Below are 22,715 nucleotides of genomic sequence, written 5' to 3' on the forward strand. Positions count from 1 at the left end.
CAATAGGCGAAATTTACAACTAAAACCTGAGGGAAAAGACTTAACTCAATTTTCAACGCATGCTCGCTAAATATAGAAGAATTACGTTGCGTTTTCAGGTGATTCAGAAGAATTGCGAGACAAACATGATACGACTATCGAATCCGATCTCTCGTTCGGTTGCAGCCAAAATTCTCTCTTTGGTTGCATTCCTGTGTATCGGCCTGGTTGTTGTATCCGCGGTCTCGATTTTCCAGATGAACCAGATCGGCAAGGAACTCGCAAACATTGCCGAGAAAGACATCCCGCTCACCGAAGCTATCAGCCACGTGACCAATCACCAGTTGGAGCAAGCCGCCTTGGTCGAACGCATGATGCGGGTTGCCGGTGTCCGTTCGGAGGCAGAAAAAACGGGTTTCAAGGCCATGAAGGCCCGCCTTCAGAAACTCGAACTTCAAGTTGCCGACGAAATCCTGAAGGCTGAAAAACTTGCCGAATACGCGCTGGCGAACAGCAGTTCGACAGCGGAACAAAAAGAATTTGCGATGGCGGTTCGCCAACTGAAGCGCATCGAGAAGGAATATGCCCAGTACAAAGATCATGTCGACGAGATCATGCATCTTGTCGAGATCGACGACTACGAGGCTGCGAAGACGCTTCTCGCGACCCTGGAAGAAGAACAGGAACGGCTCGACCATGAGTTGATCGCGCTTCTGGAAGAGATTGAGAGGTTCACTCTTGAGGCCGCACTTGCCGCAGAACAACATGAAAAACAGGCGCTTGAGCAGATCACGATCGTATCCGTGATGACTTTCCTGCTCTGCTTGGTGGGATCAATCCTGTTTGCGCGCTTCGTGATTTCCAAACCGCTGAACGAGGTTTCGGGCGGGCTCAGCGAGCTTGCTAAGGGCAACACGGACATCAATGTGCGCGTCCGCTCCCGCGACGAAATCGGACAGGTGGCGGAGGCTTTCGAGGCGTTTCGGATCAACATGATCGAGATGAAGCGCCTTCAGGAGCAGGCCAGAGAAGAGGAACTGCAGGCCGAGGCTGACAGACGCGATACGCGCCTAAGATTGGCCGACGAGCTGGAAGGCGAATTGATGGCGAGTTGCGAGGCGGTGGTTTTGGCTCTGAAAGATCTGACCGAAGGCGCGCACGAGTTGACGCGGAACAGCGACGAAACCATAGACCGGTCCAACACCGTGGCAGCAGCTGCAGAGGAGTCCACGGCCTGTGTCCAGTCCGTCGCCTCCGCTTCGGAGGAACTTGCAAGCTCGATCCAGGAGATCAGCCGCCAGGTCACGCTCGCCAACGATTCAACATCGCAAACCACCGAGCAGGCCGACACCTCCAGCGGGACGGTCGGTCAGCTCTCATCCGCAGCAGAGGAAATCACGGAAGTACTCAAACTGATTAGCGACATCGCCGACCAGACCAATCTGCTTGCCCTGAATGCGACGATCGAGGCCGCCCGCGCCGGTGAAGCAGGTAAGGGCTTTGCAGTTGTCGCTTCAGAGGTCAAGGCGCTTGCAACACAGACAGGACAGGCGACTGATCAGATCGGAACGCAATTAAGCGGTGTTCAATCCGGCGCTTCGACCTGCTCGGAGGCCATTTCCAAAGTGGTCTCGTCCGTCAGCGCGATCCAGGAACAGATCTCCGGTATTGCGTCCGCTATTGAAGAGCAGAATGCCGTCACCTCGGAAATCGCGAAAAATGCGACGGAGGTCGCCCACGGCAGTGCCGATATCTCAAGGAATATAGTGGAAGTGAACCAGGCAGCGCAGCTGTCAGGTTCAAGAGCGAGAGAAGTTTCGGACAGGGTCGACGACGTGTCGGCGCAGATCTCGACCATCAGAAACGGGCTCGCCGATTTCCTCGGCCATTTGCGCGCCGCCTGACGAAAGATGGCGAGTTGGCCGGAAGCGGACTTCCGGCCATTAGGTCAAGACCCGGTCAATCTCCCGGGGGCATGCCCTGCCGTAGCAGTCTCTCCTGCAGGTCGGGCAGAACTTGCTGGTCCAGGCACTGCAGTCCGAGCACTGTTTTTTCACCGATCGGCTGCCTGAGCGCTTTCTTGGAAGCCGTCCGGGAACGAAAGACTCCCATCTCCGACAACCGGTGTACTTTGCTCCGGGAAACCGACAATCCATCGGCGAGGACCCGGTCAAGCCGAACTCGGAGGTTCCCCGGGTTCAGCAGAACCAGCTCCAGACCGTCTTCAAACGGTCCTACAAGGGAGAGGATTTTTGCCTCGATCCTGAAGGTTTCCGTGTTGCCGGACCGATACCTGTCGGTACGCTTCGACGCTTGCGCCGCAAAGGAGCGCGCAAGGCCGGCATCGTTCCTCTGAAGAGCATCGATCGTCTCGGGCGGCAGAGCTCGAACCGGGCGCCGTTCAAACAGCGTTCGGTTCCAGCGATTGCCGCAATCACGGCACATGTAGATCAGCCAGGCATCGAGACGGCTTCCGTTGGCGTTCAGCCGGAACCTGTCCGTCGACACGAAAGGCGTGATGCGGCCACAGCGGGCGCACTGTCGTTCGATGTGCAGGGTTTCTGCGCTCAAGACGGTCCATTGGACAAAAAAGGGAAAAGACATTCCGTCGGTCTTCCTATTGAAGGAAGTCCGCCACCGGTCAGTCGGGAGCCTGCAGGCAGGATTGCCGGCAGACGTCGGTCTGGCTGCTCAGGAAAGTCAGGTTGATGCGGCGTATCGGAAAATCAATACGGCAGGGCAAAGCCACACCGGTCCCGATCCGCCGAATGACGAACAAGTCAAAACGTCGCTCATATGAACGACAAGCGGATACGAAGACCGGTCAGAGCGTAGGCAAGATAATCGTCCTGATTGAAACGGAGCGTTTTTCTAGCCGATGCATCCGGCCAGAACAAGACCCGCCGCGCACTACGGTCAGGCGCTGCGTGCCTTTTTGGCAAGCTCGACCAGCACCGGACGCAAGTCTGAGGGTTTTTCAAGAGGGTCCTCGAACCAGAAACGCTCGATCCTGTCTCCTGCAACAAGATCGAGTCCCTCAGGATCGAGACCTGACAGGCGCCAGGTGGCACTTTCGCCTTTGCACAGGACCTCCGCGTAGAGTTTGATCGCGTCTGCGTGGTCGTCGTTCATGTGTTCAACGGCACCCTCCTCCATCGCCTGCCAGCCGGCAGCATCGCCGAGTATTGTCAGAAGATCCGCCTGCTCCAGTTCAAACGCCTTGCCGAATCCACCGTTCAGACTCGCCCGCTTGAGCTCCAGTCTGAAGAAAGCGAAATCTCCGAAATCGACATAGAGCTCCGCTTTCGGATGACGCGCCAGGTACCGTCGCCTCAGGCGTTTGTGGGTTTCGCTTTCCCGCTCGATGCGGACCGCCGAACAAAACAGGGAGACCCGCGCATGGGCAAGCGGATCGCCCTTGCCCGGTTCCCCGATCAGCAGCGAGCAGTCCGGTGTTTCAAGGATCGCGGATGTATGACCGGACAGGGTGCTCGTGAGAATGATAGGTGTGCCGTCGAGATCCGTGGCAAGTGCCACGCGGCTGGCGAGCGGATGACCGGTGCCCGCCTCGATCGCCGCCAAAGCCCCGAAGCGCGCCTTCCGGATCAGGTCCTTCGCCATGCGGCGGGACTGGTCGTCGGTCTCGCGAATGGCCGACATCGGTTCCTTGGCATTCTCGTTGCGCGTGTTCACACCTGTCTCCCGGGGTTCTTCTGGCTGCCAGTTGTTCCTTTGCAAGTGATGAAACACCACAGCGCGAACCTGAACGCAAGATGAACGGGCATCTCAGAACCCGTTCAGGGCCGATATGCGAATGTCGTCACATCAGATACGGCGCCGGACAAAAGAGGCGCAGGCACCTGGAGAACAAAACGATGAAAACCTTGAGCAAACGCCTGATTGCAGTCGCCCTGTCCGGCGCCCTACTCGTTCCGACAATTGCAACAGCCGAGGCCGGCCCGAAACGGGGCTGGCAGGGCCATCACCACGGTGGTTATCACCACAACCACAAGCGTCACAGAAACAACAACAATGTCGGCGCCGCCGTCGCAGCCGGTGTCATCGGCCTCGCCGCTGGGGCCATCCTGCTTGGCGCGGCCAACCGCCCGGCCTATGCCGGGCCGCCGCCTCCGCCTCCGGCCACCTACTACCCGCCTGCCCCTTACCCGGGACAGGTCCACGGCGCAGTCGGATACCAGCCCTGGAGCCCGGCCTGGTACCAGTACTGCTCTTCGAAATTCCGGTCGTTCAATCCCTCGACCGGTACCTACACCACGTATCGGGGCGAGCAGCGTTTCTGCCAGTAACTTTCCGAGTTCGTCCCGCACCTTCCGGCAGCAGGCATCCCGTCAGCCGAACTGACTTCCGCCTGCTGCCGCTTTTTCGAAGATTTCAGTCACCCGGAACGTCGCCTGAAATTCCTCAAGACGGAATATCATGTCATACGTTTGGTCACAGTGCCCAAGCCTCTGATACCACACAGGGTTCGTTCGGATGCCTAATCTGCACGGTCCCAAGACGGGCGCTGTGACCGCCCTGTAGCGAAACGCCGCTTACTGGCAGATCAGGTAAGTGCAGGTCTTGCCGTGGCAGCCGATGTCGACATGCAGGTGGGATTTGTGAAATTCGTCGCCTTCCGGACTTAGAACGGTCGTGAACCGGGCGCACGCACTTTTGTGGATGTCTTCCAGGAAACGGCCCTGCGGCGTATCCTTCCCCCAGTCCGTCTCCACCGAGACGGAAGCCCCTTCCAGCATTGAAAAACCCGAGATGTCGACCGCCTTGCCCAGCGCATGCTCGGACAATTTGCCGTCGGGCTGGTTGTTGCGCCGGCGGCATTGATACCCCGGCCCGGTGGCAATCGATTTGATGCCGCCATTGAAGTGCTTTTCCGCCGCCGGCAGCACATCGCTCTGAAGCCATTGTGTGAATGTTTTCGCAAACTCGCAGGAGATGGTGACCGATCCCTTGAGGGCCACGGACGCGCTTTCCCGTTCGATTCCAGTTATCCTGACCGGGGTTTCAATACCGCAGCCGGCATCCCCGGAAAACTCGCCGCGAACCGGCGGAATGCTCTCAAAGTCCACGCCGGAAAGGTCGCAGGACGCGGCCTCTACCGCAACTGAAGCAGCTTCATCTGGTAATTGTTCATGCTTCGGTTTGGGAAGCGGGGTGGAGACTGTATCCCCGGAGACCTTCTGACCAGGTACAGCAAGCGGTTTGGGAACGGGGATGGGCTCGGCGGCTTGTGCAAGACCGGAAGAGAAGATCAAAAAGACCGTTGCGGTATACCCTAAGCGCAGCGTCCTGTGCATTCGCCCCTCTTGACTTGCAGGCACGTTTCATATGTGGCTGACTGCCAACCAGCATCCCTCACCGCTTTTCGAATGTCGAGACACCCGTATGACACTTGAACTCTATTCCGCCTATGTTGTGGCAACGCTTATTGTCCTGGCAATCCCGGGTCCAACGATCATGCTTGTCGTCAGCTACGCCCTGACCCAGGGAAGACGGTCGGCACTGGCAAGCGTTCTGGGTGTCGGCCTGGGCGATGCGACCGCCGCAGCGGTCTCCCTCTTGGGCCTCGGGGCGATCCTGGCCGCCTCCGCAACCGCCTTCTCCGTTCTCAAATGGGTTGGCGCAGCCTATCTGGTTTGGCTCGGCATCAAGATGTGGCGCAGCCGCCCCGCGGTGCAGAACGTACAGGAGATGCAGCACATCTCAGCGCGGAAAATCTTCTGGCACGCCTACGTCGTCACATCGCTGAACCCGAAGGGCATCGTGTTCTTCATGGCGTTCCTGCCACATTTCATCGCACCGCAATCAGCCGTGGCACCGCAACTTTTCCTGCTTGGGACGACCTTCGTGGTGCTGGGGATTCTGAATGCGGCCGTTTATGCGCTTGCGGCCGCGGCTGTCGGCCAGAAGCTCAGGAGCCCGTCTCTGCTTCGGCTGGTCAACAGGATCGGCGGAGGCTTTCTGATTTCGGCAGCAGCGATGACGGCGACGCTGCAAAGATCAACAGGCTAGAGCTTTTTCCGAGCAATTTGGATCATTTGATGAGGATATCCGGTTCACTCGGCCAGGCGGGTCACGAAGCGCGATGCGGTGCATCGTGCAAGAGGCGCAACGCAGCCGATGGGCTGGATATTCTCACCCGTTCCGGGACGCGTTCAAGCGAAAATAATTAAAGTTGGCCGGGCCCTCTTTCGCTCTGGCATCGTTGGTCCACCCTTGCGGTGGGAAACACCGCGGCGGGCGAACCGTCTCGCCAGCGCGAAAAAGGGCCTCGGTCAAATGATCCAAATTGCTCGGAAAAAGCTCTAGGCGCTCTGCATGTTGCTAGCGGCTGGCGGCGAACGCCGTCGCACGCTTGACCTTCGGTTTCGGCCGTTTTCTGCCCGTCTCGTCGGTTTTCAGTCCGAATGAGGTGCCCGATTTCTTCAGCGTTTCAAGGGAGCGCTTGGCCCCTTCCTCGCTGAGCGCGGAATAACGCTGGATGGCCGCGTTGAGTTCCAGACCGCCGATCCGAAGCCGGCGCGCACGCATCGTCAGGATGTCCTTGTAGGCTTCCGCTGTCACACCATTGGCCTTGCACAGGATGATCAGCGGCTTGTCGCTTGCGCTGAACAGCAGTTGCGAAACTGCTGCCGGAGGCAAATCGCTGACCCGGGCCAGCAGCATGCCCAACTCGGCCGTCCGGTCCGCGCGCGCAAAGGATGTCACTGCATCGTCAATCCTGGTCTTGTTGCCCAAGACCTCGTTGATAAGCGCATTTGATTCTTCGCGCGCATCATCCAGCTTGTGCGCGCGAGCAGCCACTTCCGTTGCCGCACGCTGCGCAAGCAAGTTAACAAGCGTGTTGTCCGCGCCGAGCGATGTGATCCGCTCTTTCAGGGCATCCGTGAGAAACGGCAGTAGCGCATGCGCCGCTTCTTCAGGAAGGTCCGGTCGGTTCACCAGCGCCGATTGTATCGACTCGTCCGAGCGCGCTTTTTCAACGAGCTTCAGGAACGATGATTCCGCAAACTCCGCGCCTTCATTTTCCGCAACGCGTTTCAATACCTTGCTGTCACCACGGTCAACGAGAACGGTCGTGACGGCCTTGTCGACGGTCTTTCGTCCGGCAATCGCGCCCAGATGTGCCATGGAAGCGTTCGACGCGATATCGACAAGATCTTCGGAAGTCAGAGCCGGAGAATGCTCCAGGACAGGTTCGGCCACGGAAATGGAGTCATTGGCCAGTTTCACCATCAACTCGTGCGGTGCGTCCTCTTCTTGGCAGACGCGCTTCGCAAGGATCATGCGGGTCTCTTCTTCAAGCTGCCCGAGAACCTTCAGAACAATGTCGCCGAAAAGGAGGCTGATCTGCTCATCCCGTTCCTTGCCGGCACCAACAAACATATCCGTCAGCGCACCGATAAGGCCTTTACGCCCGGTGGCACTGGAATCCTTTGCCAGCTCCGCAAGTTTCGACAAATTGATCATTGCTTCTCCGAAGCGCACGTCACGCCGTTTCGGACGGTATCAAAAGCTTCTTAACAGGACGCTACTGGTTTTTGCGGATGCCCCACGGAGCCGAGGGGAGCTTTCGCGAAGCGTGATATCGATAACAGGCTGTCAAGGCGACTGGCGAAATCAAGAAAGTTTTGGCGCGCACGAAAAAACAACGTCTCATTTTTTTGACATCTAGTCGTTCGTTATCAAGGCGTTAAGGAGAGGAACGGCCAAATATGCAATCAATGATTGTACATCTCTCGCCGCAATGCAGCATCTTTTTTGCTTCGTTTCCAAGATTCACTGTCTTAGTATTGACGGGTCAACGTGAGGTAATCGGGAGCGAACAGATGACTCTAGCGCGGAACCTGAACAGGATTGCCTTTATCGCAGCATTTGTATTTCTAGCTGCTATAGTTGTCGGGATCATCTGATCCGACAGCTTAAAACGAGTTAAAAACAACGCCTTAGAGCGAAACTCGGGAATGTGTTGATAGACAATTTTGACAGTGACTGACACTCGAGCCCGCCGCACCAGAAGGTGTCGGCCGGCACCGATTGTCGGCTTCTTTTTCCTGTCTTCGTCGTTCGCGTCGGGCGTTTCGCCCGACGCAGCGCAATCTCAATTGAAAGCCGGTTTGCTTTTCGGTCAACTCAATGATGCAATTATTGAGTGCAGTAATCTCACTGAGTGAGACAACTCCCTGAACTTATCCACAAAAGCGCGGCTAGGAAGCCGGTTCAGGCGGCAAGTTCCAGCGTTTGCGTCAAGGCATGGTCCTTCTTGGACGGATCGGCCATGAGCTGGTCGGCAGCGATGATCGTTACGTCCTTGATCCCGACGAAGCCAAGCACATGCTTCAGGTAGGTCACGGCGAAATCAATTTCGGATCCAACCTTCGTTCCGCCGGACGCAACAAGCACATAGGCTTTCTTCCCCTCTAGCAGACCGACAGGTCCGTTTTCCGTGTATTTGAATGTCTCTCTCGCGCGCGCGATCTGATCGATCCAGGCTTTCAACGCAGCCGGAACCGAGAAGTTATAGATCGGCGTCCCGATCACGATCGTGTCTGCGGATTTCAGTTCATCGACCAGGGTGTCGGAAAGAGAAAGCTTCGCCTGCTGCTCTGCGTTTCTTTCAGACGGGTCAGTGAAATTCGCTCCGACCCATTCTTCGTCCAGGAATGGCAGACCCGTAGAGACATCGCGGGTCAAGACCGTTGCATCCGGGTCTTTTTCAGTCAAGCGACTGACCAGCGCGCTTGTGAGCTCCCGTGTCACAGAGTTGGTTTTGCGAGCGGAAGCGTCGATATGAAGAATGGTATTGGCGTTGGGCGACATGTTCGTTCTCCTGTTTGAGACAGACAAATCCGTTTGTTCTCAAACAGGAGATAATGAGATAAGAATCGCAAAACTAGATCAATTTCAGTGAACAGTCTGTTGACTGAACACCTCTCGGCCTTTGACAAGGTTTCCGCCGCGGAGCGAGCGGGCGAGCACTTGGTCTGGCGATCCGCTAACCGCGTTGGCCGACATACCGTTGCGCACCTTCCGGCATGTCCATGCGTACATGCTTGTCCGCGTATTGCCCCAGCTTCTCGGCAACTTGAGCACCCGGCAGCGAGCTTCCGCGCGTTTTGAGATCAACATGCAACAGAAACGTTTCAACGGTTGCGACCAGCGTGCCATTTGCCTTTCTCAGGAAATGGAAGAGATGCAGCTTCTTGCCTTCGCCCTGCAATACCTGGGTCGTCACGATGAGGCGTTCACCCGCCAGCATTTCGTCCAGATGGCGGATATGCGTTTCAACCGTGAAATAGCTGCGGCCCGATGCGATGTAATCCGCGTCCGCGCCGATCATCTCCATGAAGCGGTCGGTCGCCGCAGCTCCCGCTTCCAGGTAGTGTGTCTCGTTCATGTGGCCGTTATAGTCGACCCAGCTTTGCGGAACATGCCGGCTGCCTGTGACCGGCAGGACGGGATCCTCGTGCGCGGACAACTTGCCTTCATGCTTGTTGATCACCTCCCCGGCACCACTATTCGTTTTTTTCAGCGCACGCATCATGCCCACAAGGTTGTCGTCGCGCTTTCGTTCAAGCTCACGAATGGTCATGTGACCCGATTGGGCATCGGATTGCCCGGCAATCAGGTCGACCAGTTCTTCCGTGAACTCCGGAACATCCATGAGTTTCGTCCACGGCCACTCGAGCGCAGGGCCGAACTGCGCCATGAAGTGCTTCATACCGGCTTCGCCGCCGGCAATCCTGTAGGTTTCGAACATCCCCATCTGAGCCCAGCGGATGCCAAAAGCCATGCGAATGGCTTCATCGATTTCCTCGGTGGTCGCAACGCCGTCCTTGACGAGCCAGAGGCTTTCGCGCCAGACGGCTTCCAGGAGACGATCTGCGATATGCGCGTCGATTTCCTTGCGCAGAACAAGCGGAAACATGCCCAGGTCGCGCAGGATACCGGCAGCCTTTGCTGTTGTCTCACCATCCCCCACCAGTTCCACGAGCGGGAGCAGGTAAACCGGGTTGAAAGGGTGGGTAACGATCGCGCGCGCACCTGCACTGTTGAGTTCCGACGGTTTGAACCCGGAGGTCGACGATCCAACAACGGCGTTTTCAGCCGCCAGGACACTGACCTCGCCGAGCACCTTGTGCTTGAGCTCCAATCTTTCCGGGATACTTTCCTGGATCCAGTCGGCATTTTCGACCGCCTCGGCAAGGCTTTCGTGAAATTTCAGCGTTCCCTCCGTTGGCAACAGCCAGTCATACAGGGACGGAAGGCTTCTGCGCGCGTTGGCCAGAACCTCGTTTATCTTGCGCTCGGCTTCAGGGTCGGGATCATAGACCGCGACATCCCAGCCATTGAGCAAGAAGCGCGCTGCCCAACCGCCACCGATCACACCGCCGCCGACAATGCAGGCCTTCATCTTGGCGCCCTCTTCGTCAGGCCGAGCAGGGAACGCACGTCTTCCGGCCCCATGATCTTCGCGCCCATGCCTTCGATAATTTTCACCGACTTTTCGACGAGCTGCGCGTTTGTTGCAAGAACGCCCTTTTCAAGAAAAAGATTGTCCTCAAGACCGACACGGACGTTTCCGCCTGCAAGAACTGCGGCCGCCGCATAGGGCATCTGATCCCGGCCAAGGCTGAACGCGGACCAGGCCCAGTCGCTCGGTATGGCGTTCACCATGGCCATGAGCGTGTTCAGATCGTTCGGCGCGCCCCAAGGTACACCCATGCACAATTGAACAAGCGCTGGAGAGGCCAGCGTACCCTCGCTGACCAGTTGCTTTGCGAACCACAAATGTCCGGTATCGAACGCCTCGATCTCCGGTTTGACGCCGAGTTCCGTCATCATGGACCCCATCGCCCTCAGCATCCCGGGGGTGTTGGTCATGACGTAATCGGCTTCGGCAAAATTCATTGTCCCGCAATCGAGGGTACAGATTTCCGGAAGGCACTCGGCAATGTGTGCCATGCGCTCAGCTGCACCGATCATGTCGGTCCCGGCTTCATTGACCGGGAGCGGCGCTTCGGTTGAACCGAAAACGATATCGCCCCCCATCCCCGCCGTCAGATTGAGAACCACATCGACATCAGCCGCGCGGATCAGGTCGGTCACTTCCCGGTAAAGCTCAATGCGTCTGGAAGGGACACCGGTTTCAGGATCGCGGACATGACAATGAACGATGGCAGCACCCGCTTTTGCCGCATCGATCGCGCTGTCAGCAATCTCCCTGGGGCTGCGCGGCACATGCGGTGACTTGTCCTGGGTCGATCCGGAGCCCGTAACGGCGCAGGTGATGAAAACGTTCCGATTCATTTGCAGCGGCATTGCTTGTCTCCTATCGGCCTTTCCAGACCGGGTCCCGTTTTTCCGCGAAGGCCTTGGCGCCTTCAAGCTGATCTTCCGACCGGTAGAGCGTTTCGACGGTTTCGAACTGGCTTTTTGTGATGCGATTCATCGCGTCCTGGAACGTCATGGCCTCTGCCTCCCTGACAACTTCCTTGATAGCGGCATAAACCAGAGGCGGACCCGACGCGAGCAATCTGGCAAGGGTCCACGCCTCCCGCATGAGTTGATCGGCCGGATAGACATGATTGATCAGTCCCCAACGCGCAGCTTCCTGCGTGTCGATCCAACGGCCGGTCAACAGCATTTCCATCGCGATGTGGTAGGGGATCCGTTTGGGCAGCTTGATGCTCGCGGCGTCGGCCACCGTTCCGGAACGGATTTCAGGCAGCGCAAATTCCGCATGCTCGGCAGCCAGGATAATGTCAGCCGACAGGGCCAGCTCAAGCCCGCCGCCGCAACAGATACCGTTGACCGCTGCTATGACGGGTTTGTTAAGACCGCGCAGTTCCTGCAGGCCTCCAAACCCGCCTTTGCCGTAGTCCCCGTCGACGGCATCGCCATCGGCTGCGGCTTTCAGATCCCAGCCGGGGCAAAAGAACTTCTCTCCCGAACCGGTAACAATTGCGACGCGAAGGTCAGGGTCGTCCCGAAAGTCCGTGAAGATTTCCCCCATCAGCCGGCTCGTTTCAAGATCGATCGCATTGGCTTTTGGACGGTCGAGTATCACTTCGAGGATCTGGCCTTCCTTGCGGGTTTTCAGCGGGCTATCCATCGCTTGTCTCCTCACCTTTTATCAGCGCATCTGCGGCGATTGCGAAATTCGTGCCGCACAGCAGCGGGTTTATCTCCACCTCATTGACCGGTACCGACAATGCATAGGATTGAACAGCCATGACGGCATCGACGATGGCCCCACGATCACATGCAGGTTGACCACGGTAACCGTCAAGGAGGCGGGCGATCCTGAGCTTGCCCAGCGCCTCGTCCACGTCTTCACGGGCGACCGGCAAAATCAGGGAGACCGAGTCCTGCAAAAGCTCTGTCAATACGCCACCTGCAGCAAGCGTCAAAACATATCCGTGAGCCTGGTCGCGCACCACACCGACCAGAAGTTCCGCGACAACATCACAGACCATTTCTTCAACCAGGAAAGTATCAGAAGGCATTTTTGAAGCCGCAGCCAGAACCTGATCTGAATTTGTCAACCGCAGTGCGACAGCACCGGCCTCGCTTTTATGCGCAATACCGGTTCCCTTGAGAACGACCGGAAACCCGATTTCCTCGGCCACCGCAACCACACCTTCCAGACCATTCGCCGAACCACTTTCGGGAACCCGCAAACCGTGTTCCTGAAGAATGTTCTTTGATCTGCTCTCCCCGATCTCAACTGCGCCTTTCGGCGCGTCGGGAACGTGAACAGCGAGCGTTTTTTCTGTGCGGCCCGCTTGCGAAACAGCGGCCACCGCAGCCATGGTGTCATTCAGGTCGACCATCGGAACGATCCCGCGTGCCAGCAAACGAGCCGCAACGTCTTCAGGCATCGTTTCCGGCAGGGAACTGACTATTCCCATGGGTTTTCCGCTTTTCGCCTTTGCGGCGGCCACTGCATCGATGACCTTCAACCATTCGTCAGCGTTGCATCTGTCGTTTCGCGGGAAATCCAGAACGACGATGCCGAAAGAAGCATCGCCTTCCATCATCGCGGCAAATACGGCGCTCATTGCTTCCGTATCTCCCCAGATATAGGTGTGATAGTCCAACGGGTTGGCCAAGGCGACCTTCGGACCCAGCAAATCCTGCAGCATTTGCGTCTGCGCGGAGTTCAGTGCGGGAAAGGAAACTGGCAGATCGATGGCTGAGTCGGCAACAAGGCTGGCTTCTCCGCCAGAGCAGGACATGGAAACGATCTTGTTGTCAGGGAGCATCCCCGCCGCGTGGACCAGTTTCAGGGTTTCCAGAAAGACAGCGAGGCTCTTGACCTCGACAAGGCCCAGTTTCGCGAACAAGGCGCTTGCCCCCGCGGAACTGCCCGCAAGCGATGCCGTATGCGAGATTGTTGCAGCGCGTGCCTGCTCGGATCGGCCGATCTTCAAAGCGACGACAGGTTTGCCTGCTGCGTGCGCCCTTCGGGCGAAGTCTGAAAACTCTGACAGATCGTCCAGACCTTCAATATGCAGGCCGATGGCCGTTACACGCTCGTCTTCAAGCAAGGCATCTGCCAGGGCAGATAGCCCTTTTTGCGCCTGGTTTCCGACGGTTACAAGATAGGCAATCGGCAGGCCGCGCGCCTGCATTGTAAGGTTCAATGCAATGTTGGACGACTGGGTCAGGATCGCAACACCACTTTGTGCGCTGATCAGTCCATGCTGATCCGGCCACAGTGCCGCACCGTCCAGCGCATTGATGAAACCGTAGCAATTCGGGCCCAGAAATGGCATCTCCCCGGCGGCTTCGATCAACGCATCCTGCAATGTGTCGCCATCTGCAAGTTCGGCAGCCGCTTCCCGAAAACCGGATGCAAAACACACCGCTCCGCCTGCGCCCATCTTTGACAGTGCTCGAACAATCTCGATTGTCGCATGCCGATTGACGCCGACAAATGTTGCATCGGGAACAAATGGGAGATCGTCGATCGATCGCACCACCGGGCATCCGCCCATCTCACTTCTGGTGGGGTGCACAACACAGATATCGCCTTCAAAGCCGAGCTTCCGGCATTCATCGACGACATTCGCACACCAGAAGCCTCCGCCAACAACGGCGACGGATTTCGGACGCAAAAGGCTCTCGAGACCCTTCATGAATTAAGCCCCGAGCGGTCTGAAGAGATCCCGGCTGATAATATGGCGCTGGATTTCGCTGGTTCCGTCCCAGATCCGTTCCACGCGTGCGTCCCGCCAGAACCGTTCGATAGGAAAGTCATCCATCAGGCCCATGCCGCCATGGATCTGCAGCGTTGTGTCCGTGACCCTTGCGAGCATTTCGGTGGCGTAGAGCTTGGCGCTGGCAATTTCCCTGTTGGCAGGCAGCTGCTGATCGAGCCGCCACGCGCCCACGAGCGTCAGCCAGTCGGCCGCATCGATTTCGGTAATCATGTCCGCAACCTGAAAGCTCACGCCCTGGAACTTTGCAATGGCCTGGCCAAACTGCTTGCGATCCGCTGCATAGGATACAGCGTGGTCGAAACATCTGCGTGCGCGTCCGACGCTCATTGCCGCAACGGTCAGCCGTGTCGCGTAAAGCCACTCGTTCATCACGGCAAAACCGCCATCGACCTCTCCCAGAACCTGTGCATCTGGAAGCCTGCATCCATCGAAATAGAGGATGTAGTTCTTGTAGCCCCTGTGACTGACCGAATTGTAGCCGTCACGGACCTCGAAACCGGGCGTTCCGCGATCCACGAGAAAACAGGTGATCCGCTTTTTGGGACCCTTTGGCGTTTCGTCAACGCCGGTCGCAACAAAAACAATGAAAAAATCCGCGTGTTCAGCCCCGGAAATGAAGTGTTTCGAGCCGGAAACCACCCAGTCGCCGCCGTCTCGGACCGCCTGGCATTTCATGCCTCTGACATCAGACCCCGCATCCGGCTCCGTCATTGCTAGAGCGTCCATTTTTTCACCGCGAACGGCCGGCAAGAGGTAACGTTCACGTTGTTCGCCCGTACAGGCCATGAGAATGTTCTGGGGCCGCCCGAAAAAATGGGTCAAAGCCATGGAACCACGTCCAAGCTCGCGCTCCACGAGCGTGAAATCCAGGTGGCTCAGACCGGCACCTCCTACCTCTTCTGGAAAATTGCAGGCGTAGAAGCCGAGGTTGAGGCATTTGCGCTTGATCTCCTCCCCGAGTTCCGGCGGAACCTGCCCTGTTTTTTCGACCAGGGCTTCATGGGGATAGATTTCATTTTCGACGAATGAGCGAACCGTCGAAACGATCATGTCCTGCTCCTCGCTCAGACCAAAATGCATCTCTTCCTCCTGTTGTCAGCTGTGATGAAAAATGAAACAACAAACAGGAAAGAGATGTGCAGTTTTGGTGCATTGATATGCAGAATTTGGAAAATTTCTCTCAACCGCGATCGATTCATGTCCTGCTGTTCGACGAATTCTCAAATCACTGTCTGGCCAATGCAATCGAACCCTTTCGCGCAGCTAACACAATCGCTCGTCAGAAACTGTATGTCTGGGAGCATTTCAGCATGCCGGGTGGAAAGGTGACATCGTCAAGCGGCTTGCCGGTCGAGACCAGGCCGATGACCGCTGCAGCAGGTGGCGGCGACTATCTATTCATCATGCCGAGTTACGGTTACGGCGAATTGTCAAACCCGAAAATGAGCCAGTCGCTGCGCGCGGCGCGCCGTCGTTATGCGACTCTGGTCGGGATGGATACCGGCGCATGGCTTCTTGCCAAGGCCGGCCTGTTGGACGGGCGCAGGGCGACGATACACTGGGACGAATACACACCCTTTCTGGAAGCGTTTCCCGAAGTGAATGCCGTTGAAGACCGGTTCGTCATCGAGGATGGCCTCGCGACGTGTGGCGGCGCATCGACGACATTCGAGCTCATGCTGGAACTGATACGCCGCGAACACAGTCCCACATTCGCGCTGGAAATTGCCGCCCTTTTCATGCACGGCGACAAGCTGGACATGTATGACCCGCTGCAACGCTGGTCGGCCGATGCGCTTGTGCGCAGTGCCACGGCGCTCATGCGTCGAAACCTGGAACAGCCTTTGTCCATTCCCGAACTCGCCAGGCAACTGCGTTCCGATCAGAGAACGCTGGAAAAGAGATTTCAGGAAAAGGTAAAATCCACACCCCTTTCGATCTACAGGGGAATTCGATTGCGCGAGGCGCGGCGGCAAGTGGAATTGACCACATTGAGCATTGCTGAAATCGCCGAACGGTGCGGCTACCGGAATACAAGTGCGATGATAAGGGCATTTCGTCAGGAATTCGGACATCCGCCCGGCTCCTATCGCCGAACTTCTTGAGCAGGCAATCTTGTTCGCCGATCACTGAAACAGTCGACACAACGCAAACCTCTGACGCCGAAGCGTCCGGCAAGGCACCTTGACAAAACTCCCGCAACGATACCCGATGATCGAACGCGAAGAAGCGGCGTATTGGTCAAGCATCTTTTATTGACACGCGCTCATTGCTGATTTGAACAACCGTCAGACCGGGAAACACGAGTATGTTGGCATCCATGCGCAGTGCAGCGGTTTTCCTGACATTTGTCGGGATAGTGAGCACAGCACAGGCGCAGGAAGCCGCTACACCGCACTTCGTTGGCACACAAACATGTGCCGGATGCCACGAGACCGAGACCAACGCCTGGCAGAACTCACATCATGCCCTCGCGTGGACAGAGCCAAGCGACGAAACTGTTGACGGTAATTTCGATGATACAGAGTTTGTGCATCTTGGCCGCAAGAGCAGGTTTTTTCGGCAGGATGGTAATTTTTTCGTGGAGACCGATGACGTCCAGAATGGTCCAACGACATTCAGGATAGCCGGCGTTGGCGGGATTGCGCCGCTGCAGCAATATCTGATCGAAACGGAACCAGGACGCATGCAGTCCTTCGATGTTGTTTGGGATCAGGTCAAAAAGGAATGGTATCACCTCTATCCGGACCAGGAACTGCCACCAAACGACGGCTTCCATTGGAGCGGTCCGTACAAGAACTGGAATGCGCGCTGCGCAGAATGCCACTCCACGGATTTCCAGAAGAACTACAGCCTGCGGGACAGACAGTATCAAAGTTCGTGGAGCGAAATCGGGGTGGGCTGTGAAGCCTGCCACGGGCCGGGCGAAGCGCATGTGGCCTGGGCAAAACAGGAGGCAGTGAGCGAAAGCCCCTTTCCGGACGTGAATGAAAAGGGATTGCTCGTCGAGTTTTCCACTGAGCGCGCGCAAACTGAAATCCAGCAATGCGCTGCGTGTCACGCGCGCCGCGAGCCGTTTCAAGCCTCAAGTCCCATTTCGGGGACCCCTTTTCATGACGCTTACCGATTGGCTCTCCTGCGCGAGGGCCTCTATCACCCGGACGGGCAAATCCTGGATGAGGTTTATGTCTACGGTTCGTTCCTGCAGTCGAAAATGCATGAGGCCGGCGTGAGGTGTTCGGACTGTCACGAACCGCATAGCGGACAATTGAGGGCCGAAGGCAATGCCATGTGCACACAATGTCACTCGCCAGCAGGAAATACGGGTTTTCCAAGCCTGGCTTTGAAAAACTATGACGATGCGTCGCATCACTTTCACGAAGCCGGATCCGAAGGCGCGCAATGCGCCAACTGCCACATGATCGAGCGCACCTACATGGGCATCGATGGCCGGCGCGATCACTCGTTCAGGATTCCAAGACCTGACCTTTCATCAAAAATAGGAACGCCGAACGCTTGCACCGACTGTCATTTGGACAAAACCGCAGCCTGGGCAGCTGGCGAACTTGAGACGAGGTTTCCGGACAGCCGGCATCGAGGCCCCCACTACGGCGAAATCTTCGCCTCCGCCCGCAAGGAAACAAATGGAATTGGCGAAGATCTTCTGGCTATTGCCGACCAGGAATCTTATCCGGCTATCGTCCGTGCGACAGCGCTCGACCTGCTGACGCGGAATGCTGACCCTGTTCTCGCCGAGCGTGCAGGAGACTTCCTGAACGATACAGACCCTTTGGTACGTAGCGCTGCCGTTTCGGCACAGCGCAATGCTCCGTTCGAGACTGCTGCCCAGAACATTCTTCGAGCACTTGAAGATCCCGCAAAGGCCGTTCGGATTTCCGCGGCGCGCCAACTCCTCACTCTGCCGCGTGGACAGTCGTCCGTGTTTGCCTCGGATGCGGCCCGCTCTGCGACACGCGAATGGCAGCAATCCCTTGCCGCTAAATCCGATTTTCCGGAAACTCACATGAGCCTTGGGGGAACCGCGCTTGCGATGAGAAATCCGCGGGCCGCTATCTCTGCATTTGAAGAAGTGACCGCGCTGGACCCACAGCTTGCCGAGGCATGGGTGTTTCTTGTGCGGATACACCTGGCACAACAAGACCCTGCGGCCGCGGAATTCGCCTTGCAAAAAGCTTTGATCCTGAACCCGGAAAACGAAGATCTGCTTGCTTTGAAAAACCAGTATTTCCGATAAATGCCTGATGGTTAGTTGCCCATATCCTTCGAACTTCATTTGAAAGACGTAAAATCGAAAAGCGATCGCTGTCTTGAGTCATAAGGACACCGCAAGCCTTGGTTATTGCGATCGATCGCACACGATTGAAGGTTACCGGTCGGGTTTCCCTCGCCAGAGCTCAAGCAATGCCTTTCCGGACCCTACCGGGTCACGGGACGCACGAAGGATGAAGACTGCCAGATTGCGGCCGGTCATGGCGAGAATTCCCGCCATGCCGAATGCCCAACTGTCCGACATTGACAGGACCTCGCGCAACGGCTCGCCAAACACCAATGCGGCCATGAAGCCGACAAAAAAGGTCATGAGCCGGTCACGCGGTGACAGGTCCTTTGGAAGAGCCGCGCCAATCGTCGCAAAAATGGCAATGACGGCGATCTTGGTAAGCGGCATCGCCAGGAACCAGTCGACAAAAGGTTTCAACGACGCCCCCTGATCGCGCTCGCGACCGCCTGACTTGCCAGGGCAACCCCGCCCGAGCCGAAGATTGAAGCAAAGATGAGATCCGCCTTCGGCTGGATGCTGTCCGGCAAGTCCGAAATTCCAAGGTCGACAAAAAAGACGCCGGTCATGGCCGTATCGAGAAGAACGAGGGCCCACCAGATCCCGAGCGGGAAGACGAACAGCCCCCAGGCAAACCAGAACACCCGGTATTTGCGGGCATCCGCCCGGTCCATAGCCGCCGTCTCTGCATAGCGGTTCAGGGCATTTGCCCTGATCCCTTGCCGTTCGGTTTCGTTGTCCAGGGCATGATCAACGGTATCAAAGATCCGATTGAAAGGCCCGCCCAGAAACACCTTGACGAGACCGGCCAGCATCACGCGGTCTCCCGCCCGGTTCGGAAATTGATCCGGCGCGCGATCACATCACGATACCGCCAGGCGAAATAGAGGGCCGCCAGGACGGCGACACCCGCCGTCATCCAGCCCCAGGGGAGCCCGGAAAGGAACGCTCCAAACCCGGAAAGGACTGTCAGCCCCCCACCCTTCTGCAACGCATCCTTGGCCGCAACAGCGTCCCGGCGCAGCTGCGCCATCGTGGCCGGTCCGAGGATCCCGTCGTTCTCAAGGTGCGGATGTTGTTTCTGGTACGCCATCAAGGCCGATCTTGTGTTCCGGCCCATCCAGCCATCAATGTCACCCGGATCAAAGCCAAAGTGCCTCAAAGCTTCTTGGGCTTCCTGGACACCCGGGTCAGGTTCGGCCGGCTTGGCGTCCCTTCCTGTACGCTGCGAGCCCTCGCCGTGGCCGGAATACGCACCTGTCTCAAACAGACGCGCTTCTTCCTTGCGACGGCGCACCAGGCCAGGCAGGCGACGGCCACCGGCCTTGTTGTAGTTGTTCCGCCAATGCTCGGCCGCATCTGCACGCCTGCCTGCCTTCCAGAGTTTCGCCGCCTTCCATCCCATGAATTTTGGCCCGAGGTTGAACGTGGCAGAAACAGCTGCATCAAACTCGTGTTGAAGCGCGTCGGGCGGCATACCATTTTCAACCGGCGGCTCGTACTCGTTCGCCAATGCGGCTTTCAAAATATCGCGGTTTTGCGCACGGGTGATGGTGTCTCCGGATTTCAGCGGCCGGCCATGCTTGGCGATCCAGTACTTGCGGAACACATCGCTCCGGTTCGTGAAGCCGGTCCCGATCGTGAGCACGCCCACCGGGTCCAGATAAGCGCGCGCAACGAAGCCCTCGTGTGCCTCGATGAAGGCAACACCTCTCTCGCTGGTTTGCATTTGAGTTCCTTTCAAGACAAAAAAACCGCCTCAAGGGCGGTTCGGTCGTCAGTCTCTGCTTTGGCTTTTACGTTTAAGCGTTGGCAACAGCTGCCAACTGAGCGGCATAGTCCGCAGGTATCGGGCTCAAGGCTTCCAATTCGTCCGACTTGGCACGCATGGCGTTGACCTTCGCCCAGAGCGCCTTCATCGCGGTTTCTTCGTTCTGCTCATCTGTCGTCAATGAGCCGTCGGTTTGCACCTTGCGGACAAGCTCTGTGGCCCGCGCGATGTAGTTTCGCTGTTTCCAGTCCGGCGCAATGGCAAGGATCAGGCGCGAGGCCTCCGCCTTCACGTCCGCGGCCTTCAATCCTGGCCGCGCGCTTTCAAATGCCGTCTCTTCACCGCTCGTCAGGGTGACACGGGTTCCATTTACAAGTTTGGTTGCCATCACGCATTCCTCATTCCGTACATGGTCACGGTTCCGCTTTCCAGATTCCCTAAACGCCTCCAGCTCTTCCTGCCAGCCGGTGATATCTTCAAAATCTGCCATTGCTTTTGTTCCCGTTCATTCGCCGCACTATGTTCATGAATTGTTCCAAAACACAACCCAGACGCGAAAACCTTTCAAGGCGGCGCGCGCACGACCGTCAGTGCGGCTTCAGCCGCACTTCCCCAATGTACTGGAATAGCGGCATTCTTAGCCGCGTTTTGACGAACCGTCCACGAAGGGCTCAGATCTCAAACACCACTTCAGACAGTGAGCCCTTAAAGTCTTTTTAGTGTCAGCACGTTATCTCTGTTTGACTACTTGGCGTTTTAAGGCGGATTCCATGTCATACCCGCCATCCGAGCAACCGCTTTTCCAGAAGGCCGATCAGCGCACTGACAAGAACGCCCAGCAACGACAGGATCACAACCCCTGCAAAAAGGCGTTCCAGGTCATAGAGCGAGCCGGCCTCGAGGATATACGCCCCGATACCGTATTCAGCACCAAGCATTTCAGCCGCGACCAGAAGAATGATGGCAATCGCAAGGCTGATGCGAAGGCCGGAGAGAATACCCGGCATCGCCCCCGGCAGAACGATCTTGCGCACGATCGAGGACCAGGAAAGACCGAAGCTCTGCCCCATGCGGATAAGGGATCTGTCGACATTGTCGACCGCGCCATAGGTCGCCACCACGGTCGGTGTGAACGTGCCGAATGCAATCAGCGCATATTTGGAGCCCTCGTCGATCCCGAACCAGATCACGAACAGAGGCAGAAGCGCGATCTTCGGGATCGGGAAGATGGCCGCGACCAGAGGCACCAGCCCGGCGCGGACGTAAGAAAACAGCCCGATCAGCACCCCGGTCGCGATGCCGGCGCTCGCACCAAGGGCCGCGCCGATCACAAGGCGCGTGAGGGACGGCTGCAGATGCTTGAAGAGAAGGCCGCTTTCCCAAAGCTGAACGAATGTCGCCAGCACATCACTCGGCTTGGGCAGCGTCAGCGCGGAAATCCAGCCGCTCTGCGTGCCCCACTGGATCAGACCGATCAGCACGACGAACACGGCAACGCCCACCCAGCGGAGCGATCTGGGGGCAAAACCGCCACCGCGAAACCGCACTTCGATCGGCTTGTCGTCATTCGGGCGGTTTGCGGCTTCCGTCTCAGCCATCGATCAGTTCCTCGTCCGCTGCACGTGCCTCTTCGCGCATGAGCTCCCAAAGCAGATCGTGCTTGGTCTGACAGACCGGATCGCCTGCACGGCGCTCACCGATCGGTGTGTCGATCCGCACGATCTCGCGGATTTGGCCCGGACGGCGCGACAACACCACGATCGTATGCCCGAGCCGCACGGCTTCGGCCAGATTGTGGGTCACGTAGACGGCGGTGAACGGCTGGCGGGTCCAGAGCGCCACCAGATCGTCCATCAGCAATTCGCGTGTCTGCGCATCAAGCGCCGACAGGGGTTCGTCCATCAGCATCACTGCCGGATTGACCGCCAGTGCACGCGCGATCGCGACCCTTTGTTTCATGCCCCCGGAGAGCTGTTTTGGCAGTGCATCGGCGAAATCGGAGAGCTTCGTACGCTTCAGGACGTCGTCGATGATCGCCTTGGACCGTTGACCCCGAATGCCGTGGTCTTCCAGAACAAGCGATATGTTGCCCTTCACGCTGCGCCACGGCAGCAAGGCGAAATCCTGAAAAACGAACGTAAGCGGATTAAGGCTGTCGGCGGGTGGCGCGCCAAGTTGCAGCACGCGCCCGCTGCCGGGCCGCTCAAGCCCTCCGATCAACCGCAGAAGCGTCGACTTCCCGCACCCGGACGGGCCGACCAGACAGACGATCTGCCCTGTCGGGATCTCCAGAGAGATGTCGCGCAGCACATCGGTGTCGCCATAGGAATGGCAAATGCCGTCTAACCTGATGTCCATGCCCATGTGATCGTCACCTGACCGCACTCCGCAAACGCGGAGACGGCCACCGCGACATGTCCCG

Annotated in this window: 21 protein-coding genes; 5 read left to right on the forward strand and 16 right to left on the reverse strand. The window is 57.6% G+C overall.

Going from position 1 to position 22,715, the window contains the following annotated elements; translation table 11 throughout:
* Positions 1–125 precede the first annotated feature (125 nt).
* Positions 126–1,883 (forward strand): methyl-accepting chemotaxis protein, encoded by a 1,758-nt coding sequence (locus RBB49_RS11910; protein WP_306143007.1) that lies wholly within the window; start codon positions 126–128, stop codon positions 1,881–1,883.
* Between the two features lie 55 nt (positions 1,884–1,938).
* Here the strand turns inward: RBB49_RS11910 and RBB49_RS11915 are convergent, their stop codons facing one another.
* Complete coding sequence (locus tag RBB49_RS11915) at positions 1,939–2,583, reverse strand: DUF1062 domain-containing protein (RefSeq protein WP_306143008.1); 645 nt, start codon at positions 2,581–2,583, stop codon at positions 1,939–1,941.
* A gap of 312 nt (positions 2,584–2,895) precedes the next feature.
* Complete coding sequence (locus tag RBB49_RS11920; RefSeq protein ID WP_336623418.1) at positions 2,896–3,672, reverse strand: DUF2470 domain-containing protein; 777 nt, start codon at positions 3,670–3,672, stop codon at positions 2,896–2,898.
* Between the two features lie 182 nt (positions 3,673–3,854).
* Between RBB49_RS11920 and RBB49_RS11925 the strand changes: the two genes are divergently transcribed.
* Complete coding sequence (locus RBB49_RS11925; RefSeq protein ID WP_306143009.1) at positions 3,855–4,286, forward strand: BA14K family protein; 432 nt, start codon at positions 3,855–3,857, stop codon at positions 4,284–4,286.
* A gap of 246 nt (positions 4,287–4,532) precedes the next feature.
* Here the strand turns inward: RBB49_RS11925 and RBB49_RS11930 are convergent, their stop codons facing one another.
* Positions 4,533–5,294, reverse strand: a complete 762-nt coding sequence (locus RBB49_RS11930) for an extensin family protein (protein ID WP_306143010.1) — start codon at positions 5,292–5,294, stop codon at positions 4,533–4,535.
* Between the two features lie 88 nt (positions 5,295–5,382).
* On the opposite strand from RBB49_RS11930, the gene RBB49_RS11935 reads away from it, so the two are divergent.
* Positions 5,383–6,009, forward strand: a complete 627-nt coding sequence (locus RBB49_RS11935) for a LysE family translocator (RefSeq protein WP_306143011.1) — start codon at positions 5,383–5,385, stop codon at positions 6,007–6,009.
* Positions 6,010–6,321: 312 nt separating this feature from the next.
* Here the strand turns inward: RBB49_RS11935 and RBB49_RS11940 are convergent, their stop codons facing one another.
* The 7 genes from RBB49_RS11940 to RBB49_RS11970 form a co-directional block, all read right to left on the reverse strand.
* Complete coding sequence (locus RBB49_RS11940; RefSeq protein WP_306143012.1) at positions 6,322–7,467, reverse strand: DUF2336 domain-containing protein; 1,146 nt, start codon at positions 7,465–7,467, stop codon at positions 6,322–6,324.
* Positions 7,468–8,217: 750 nt separating this feature from the next.
* The gene (locus RBB49_RS11945) at positions 8,218–8,817 is read right to left on the reverse strand and encodes an FMN-dependent NADH-azoreductase (protein ID WP_306143013.1); all 600 of its coding nucleotides are present in this window, start codon (positions 8,815–8,817) and stop codon (positions 8,218–8,220) included.
* A 175-nt stretch (positions 8,818–8,992) separates the two neighbouring features.
* The gene (locus tag RBB49_RS11950) at positions 8,993–10,411 is read right to left on the reverse strand and encodes a carnitine 3-dehydrogenase (protein WP_306143014.1); all 1,419 of its coding nucleotides are present in this window, start codon (positions 10,409–10,411) and stop codon (positions 8,993–8,995) included.
* Positions 10,408–11,319 carry a 3-keto-5-aminohexanoate cleavage protein gene (locus RBB49_RS11955; protein ID WP_306143015.1) on the reverse strand — a complete coding sequence of 304 codons (912 nt, stop codon included), beginning with the start codon at positions 11,317–11,319 and terminating at the stop codon, positions 10,408–10,410. Before RBB49_RS11955 ends, RBB49_RS11950 begins: the two co-directional genes overlap by 4 nt.
* Positions 11,320–11,329: 10 nt before the next feature.
* Positions 11,330–12,112: a carnitinyl-CoA dehydratase gene (locus RBB49_RS11960; RefSeq protein WP_306143016.1), complete on the reverse strand. Its 783-nt coding sequence runs from the start codon at positions 12,110–12,112 to the stop codon at positions 11,330–11,332.
* Positions 12,105–14,141, reverse strand: a complete 2,037-nt coding sequence (locus tag RBB49_RS11965; RefSeq protein WP_306143017.1) for an acetate--CoA ligase family protein — start codon at positions 14,139–14,141, stop codon at positions 12,105–12,107. The genes RBB49_RS11960 and RBB49_RS11965 overlap by 8 nt, the downstream gene beginning before the upstream one ends.
* A gap of 3 nt (positions 14,142–14,144) precedes the next feature.
* Positions 14,145–15,305 carry an acyl-CoA dehydrogenase family protein gene (locus RBB49_RS11970; protein WP_306143018.1) on the reverse strand — a complete coding sequence of 387 codons (1,161 nt, stop codon included), beginning with the start codon at positions 15,303–15,305 and terminating at the stop codon, positions 14,145–14,147.
* Between the two features lie 230 nt (positions 15,306–15,535).
* Here RBB49_RS11970 and RBB49_RS11975 point away from each other — a divergent pair, with 230 nt between their 5' ends.
* Together RBB49_RS11975 and RBB49_RS11980 are read left to right on the forward strand one after the other, a co-directional pair.
* The gene (locus tag RBB49_RS11975) at positions 15,536–16,330 is read left to right on the forward strand and encodes a GlxA family transcriptional regulator (protein ID WP_306143019.1); all 795 of its coding nucleotides are present in this window, start codon (positions 15,536–15,538) and stop codon (positions 16,328–16,330) included.
* Positions 16,331–16,545: 215 nt separating this feature from the next.
* A complete protein-coding gene (locus RBB49_RS11980; RefSeq protein ID WP_306143121.1) occupies positions 16,546–18,480 on the forward strand; it encodes a multiheme c-type cytochrome in 1,935 nt (644 codons plus the stop codon).
* Positions 18,481–18,612: 132 nt separating this feature from the next.
* On the opposite strand, the gene RBB49_RS11985 is transcribed toward RBB49_RS11980, so the two are convergent.
* The 6 genes from RBB49_RS11985 to RBB49_RS12010 form a co-directional block, all read right to left on the reverse strand.
* On the reverse strand, positions 18,613–18,942 hold the full coding sequence (locus RBB49_RS11985; RefSeq protein ID WP_306143020.1) for a hypothetical protein: 330 nt from the start codon (positions 18,940–18,942) through the stop codon (positions 18,613–18,615).
* Complete coding sequence (locus tag RBB49_RS11990; RefSeq protein ID WP_306143021.1) at positions 18,939–19,337, reverse strand: hypothetical protein; 399 nt, start codon at positions 19,335–19,337, stop codon at positions 18,939–18,941. The genes RBB49_RS11985 and RBB49_RS11990 overlap by 4 nt, the downstream gene beginning before the upstream one ends.
* A complete protein-coding gene (locus RBB49_RS11995) occupies positions 19,337–20,251 on the reverse strand; it encodes a peptidoglycan-binding protein (protein WP_306143022.1) in 915 nt (304 codons plus the stop codon). Before RBB49_RS11995 ends, RBB49_RS11990 begins: the two co-directional genes overlap by 1 nt.
* Positions 20,252–20,324: 73 nt before the next feature.
* On the reverse strand, positions 20,325–20,681 hold the full coding sequence (locus RBB49_RS12000; RefSeq protein ID WP_306143023.1) for a hypothetical protein: 357 nt from the start codon (positions 20,679–20,681) through the stop codon (positions 20,325–20,327).
* Positions 20,682–21,066: 385 nt separating this feature from the next.
* Positions 21,067–21,891 carry an ABC transporter permease gene (locus tag RBB49_RS12005; RefSeq protein ID WP_306143024.1) on the reverse strand — a complete coding sequence of 275 codons (825 nt, stop codon included), beginning with the start codon at positions 21,889–21,891 and terminating at the stop codon, positions 21,067–21,069.
* A complete protein-coding gene (locus RBB49_RS12010) occupies positions 21,884–22,651 on the reverse strand; it encodes an ABC transporter ATP-binding protein (RefSeq protein WP_306143025.1) in 768 nt (255 codons plus the stop codon). Before RBB49_RS12010 ends, RBB49_RS12005 begins: the two co-directional genes overlap by 8 nt.
* Positions 22,652–22,715 lie beyond the last annotated feature (64 nt).

Origin of the sequence: Roseibium sp. MMSF_3412 (assembly GCF_030733265.1) — a bacterium.
GTDB lineage: Bacteria > Pseudomonadota > Alphaproteobacteria > Rhizobiales > Stappiaceae > Roseibium.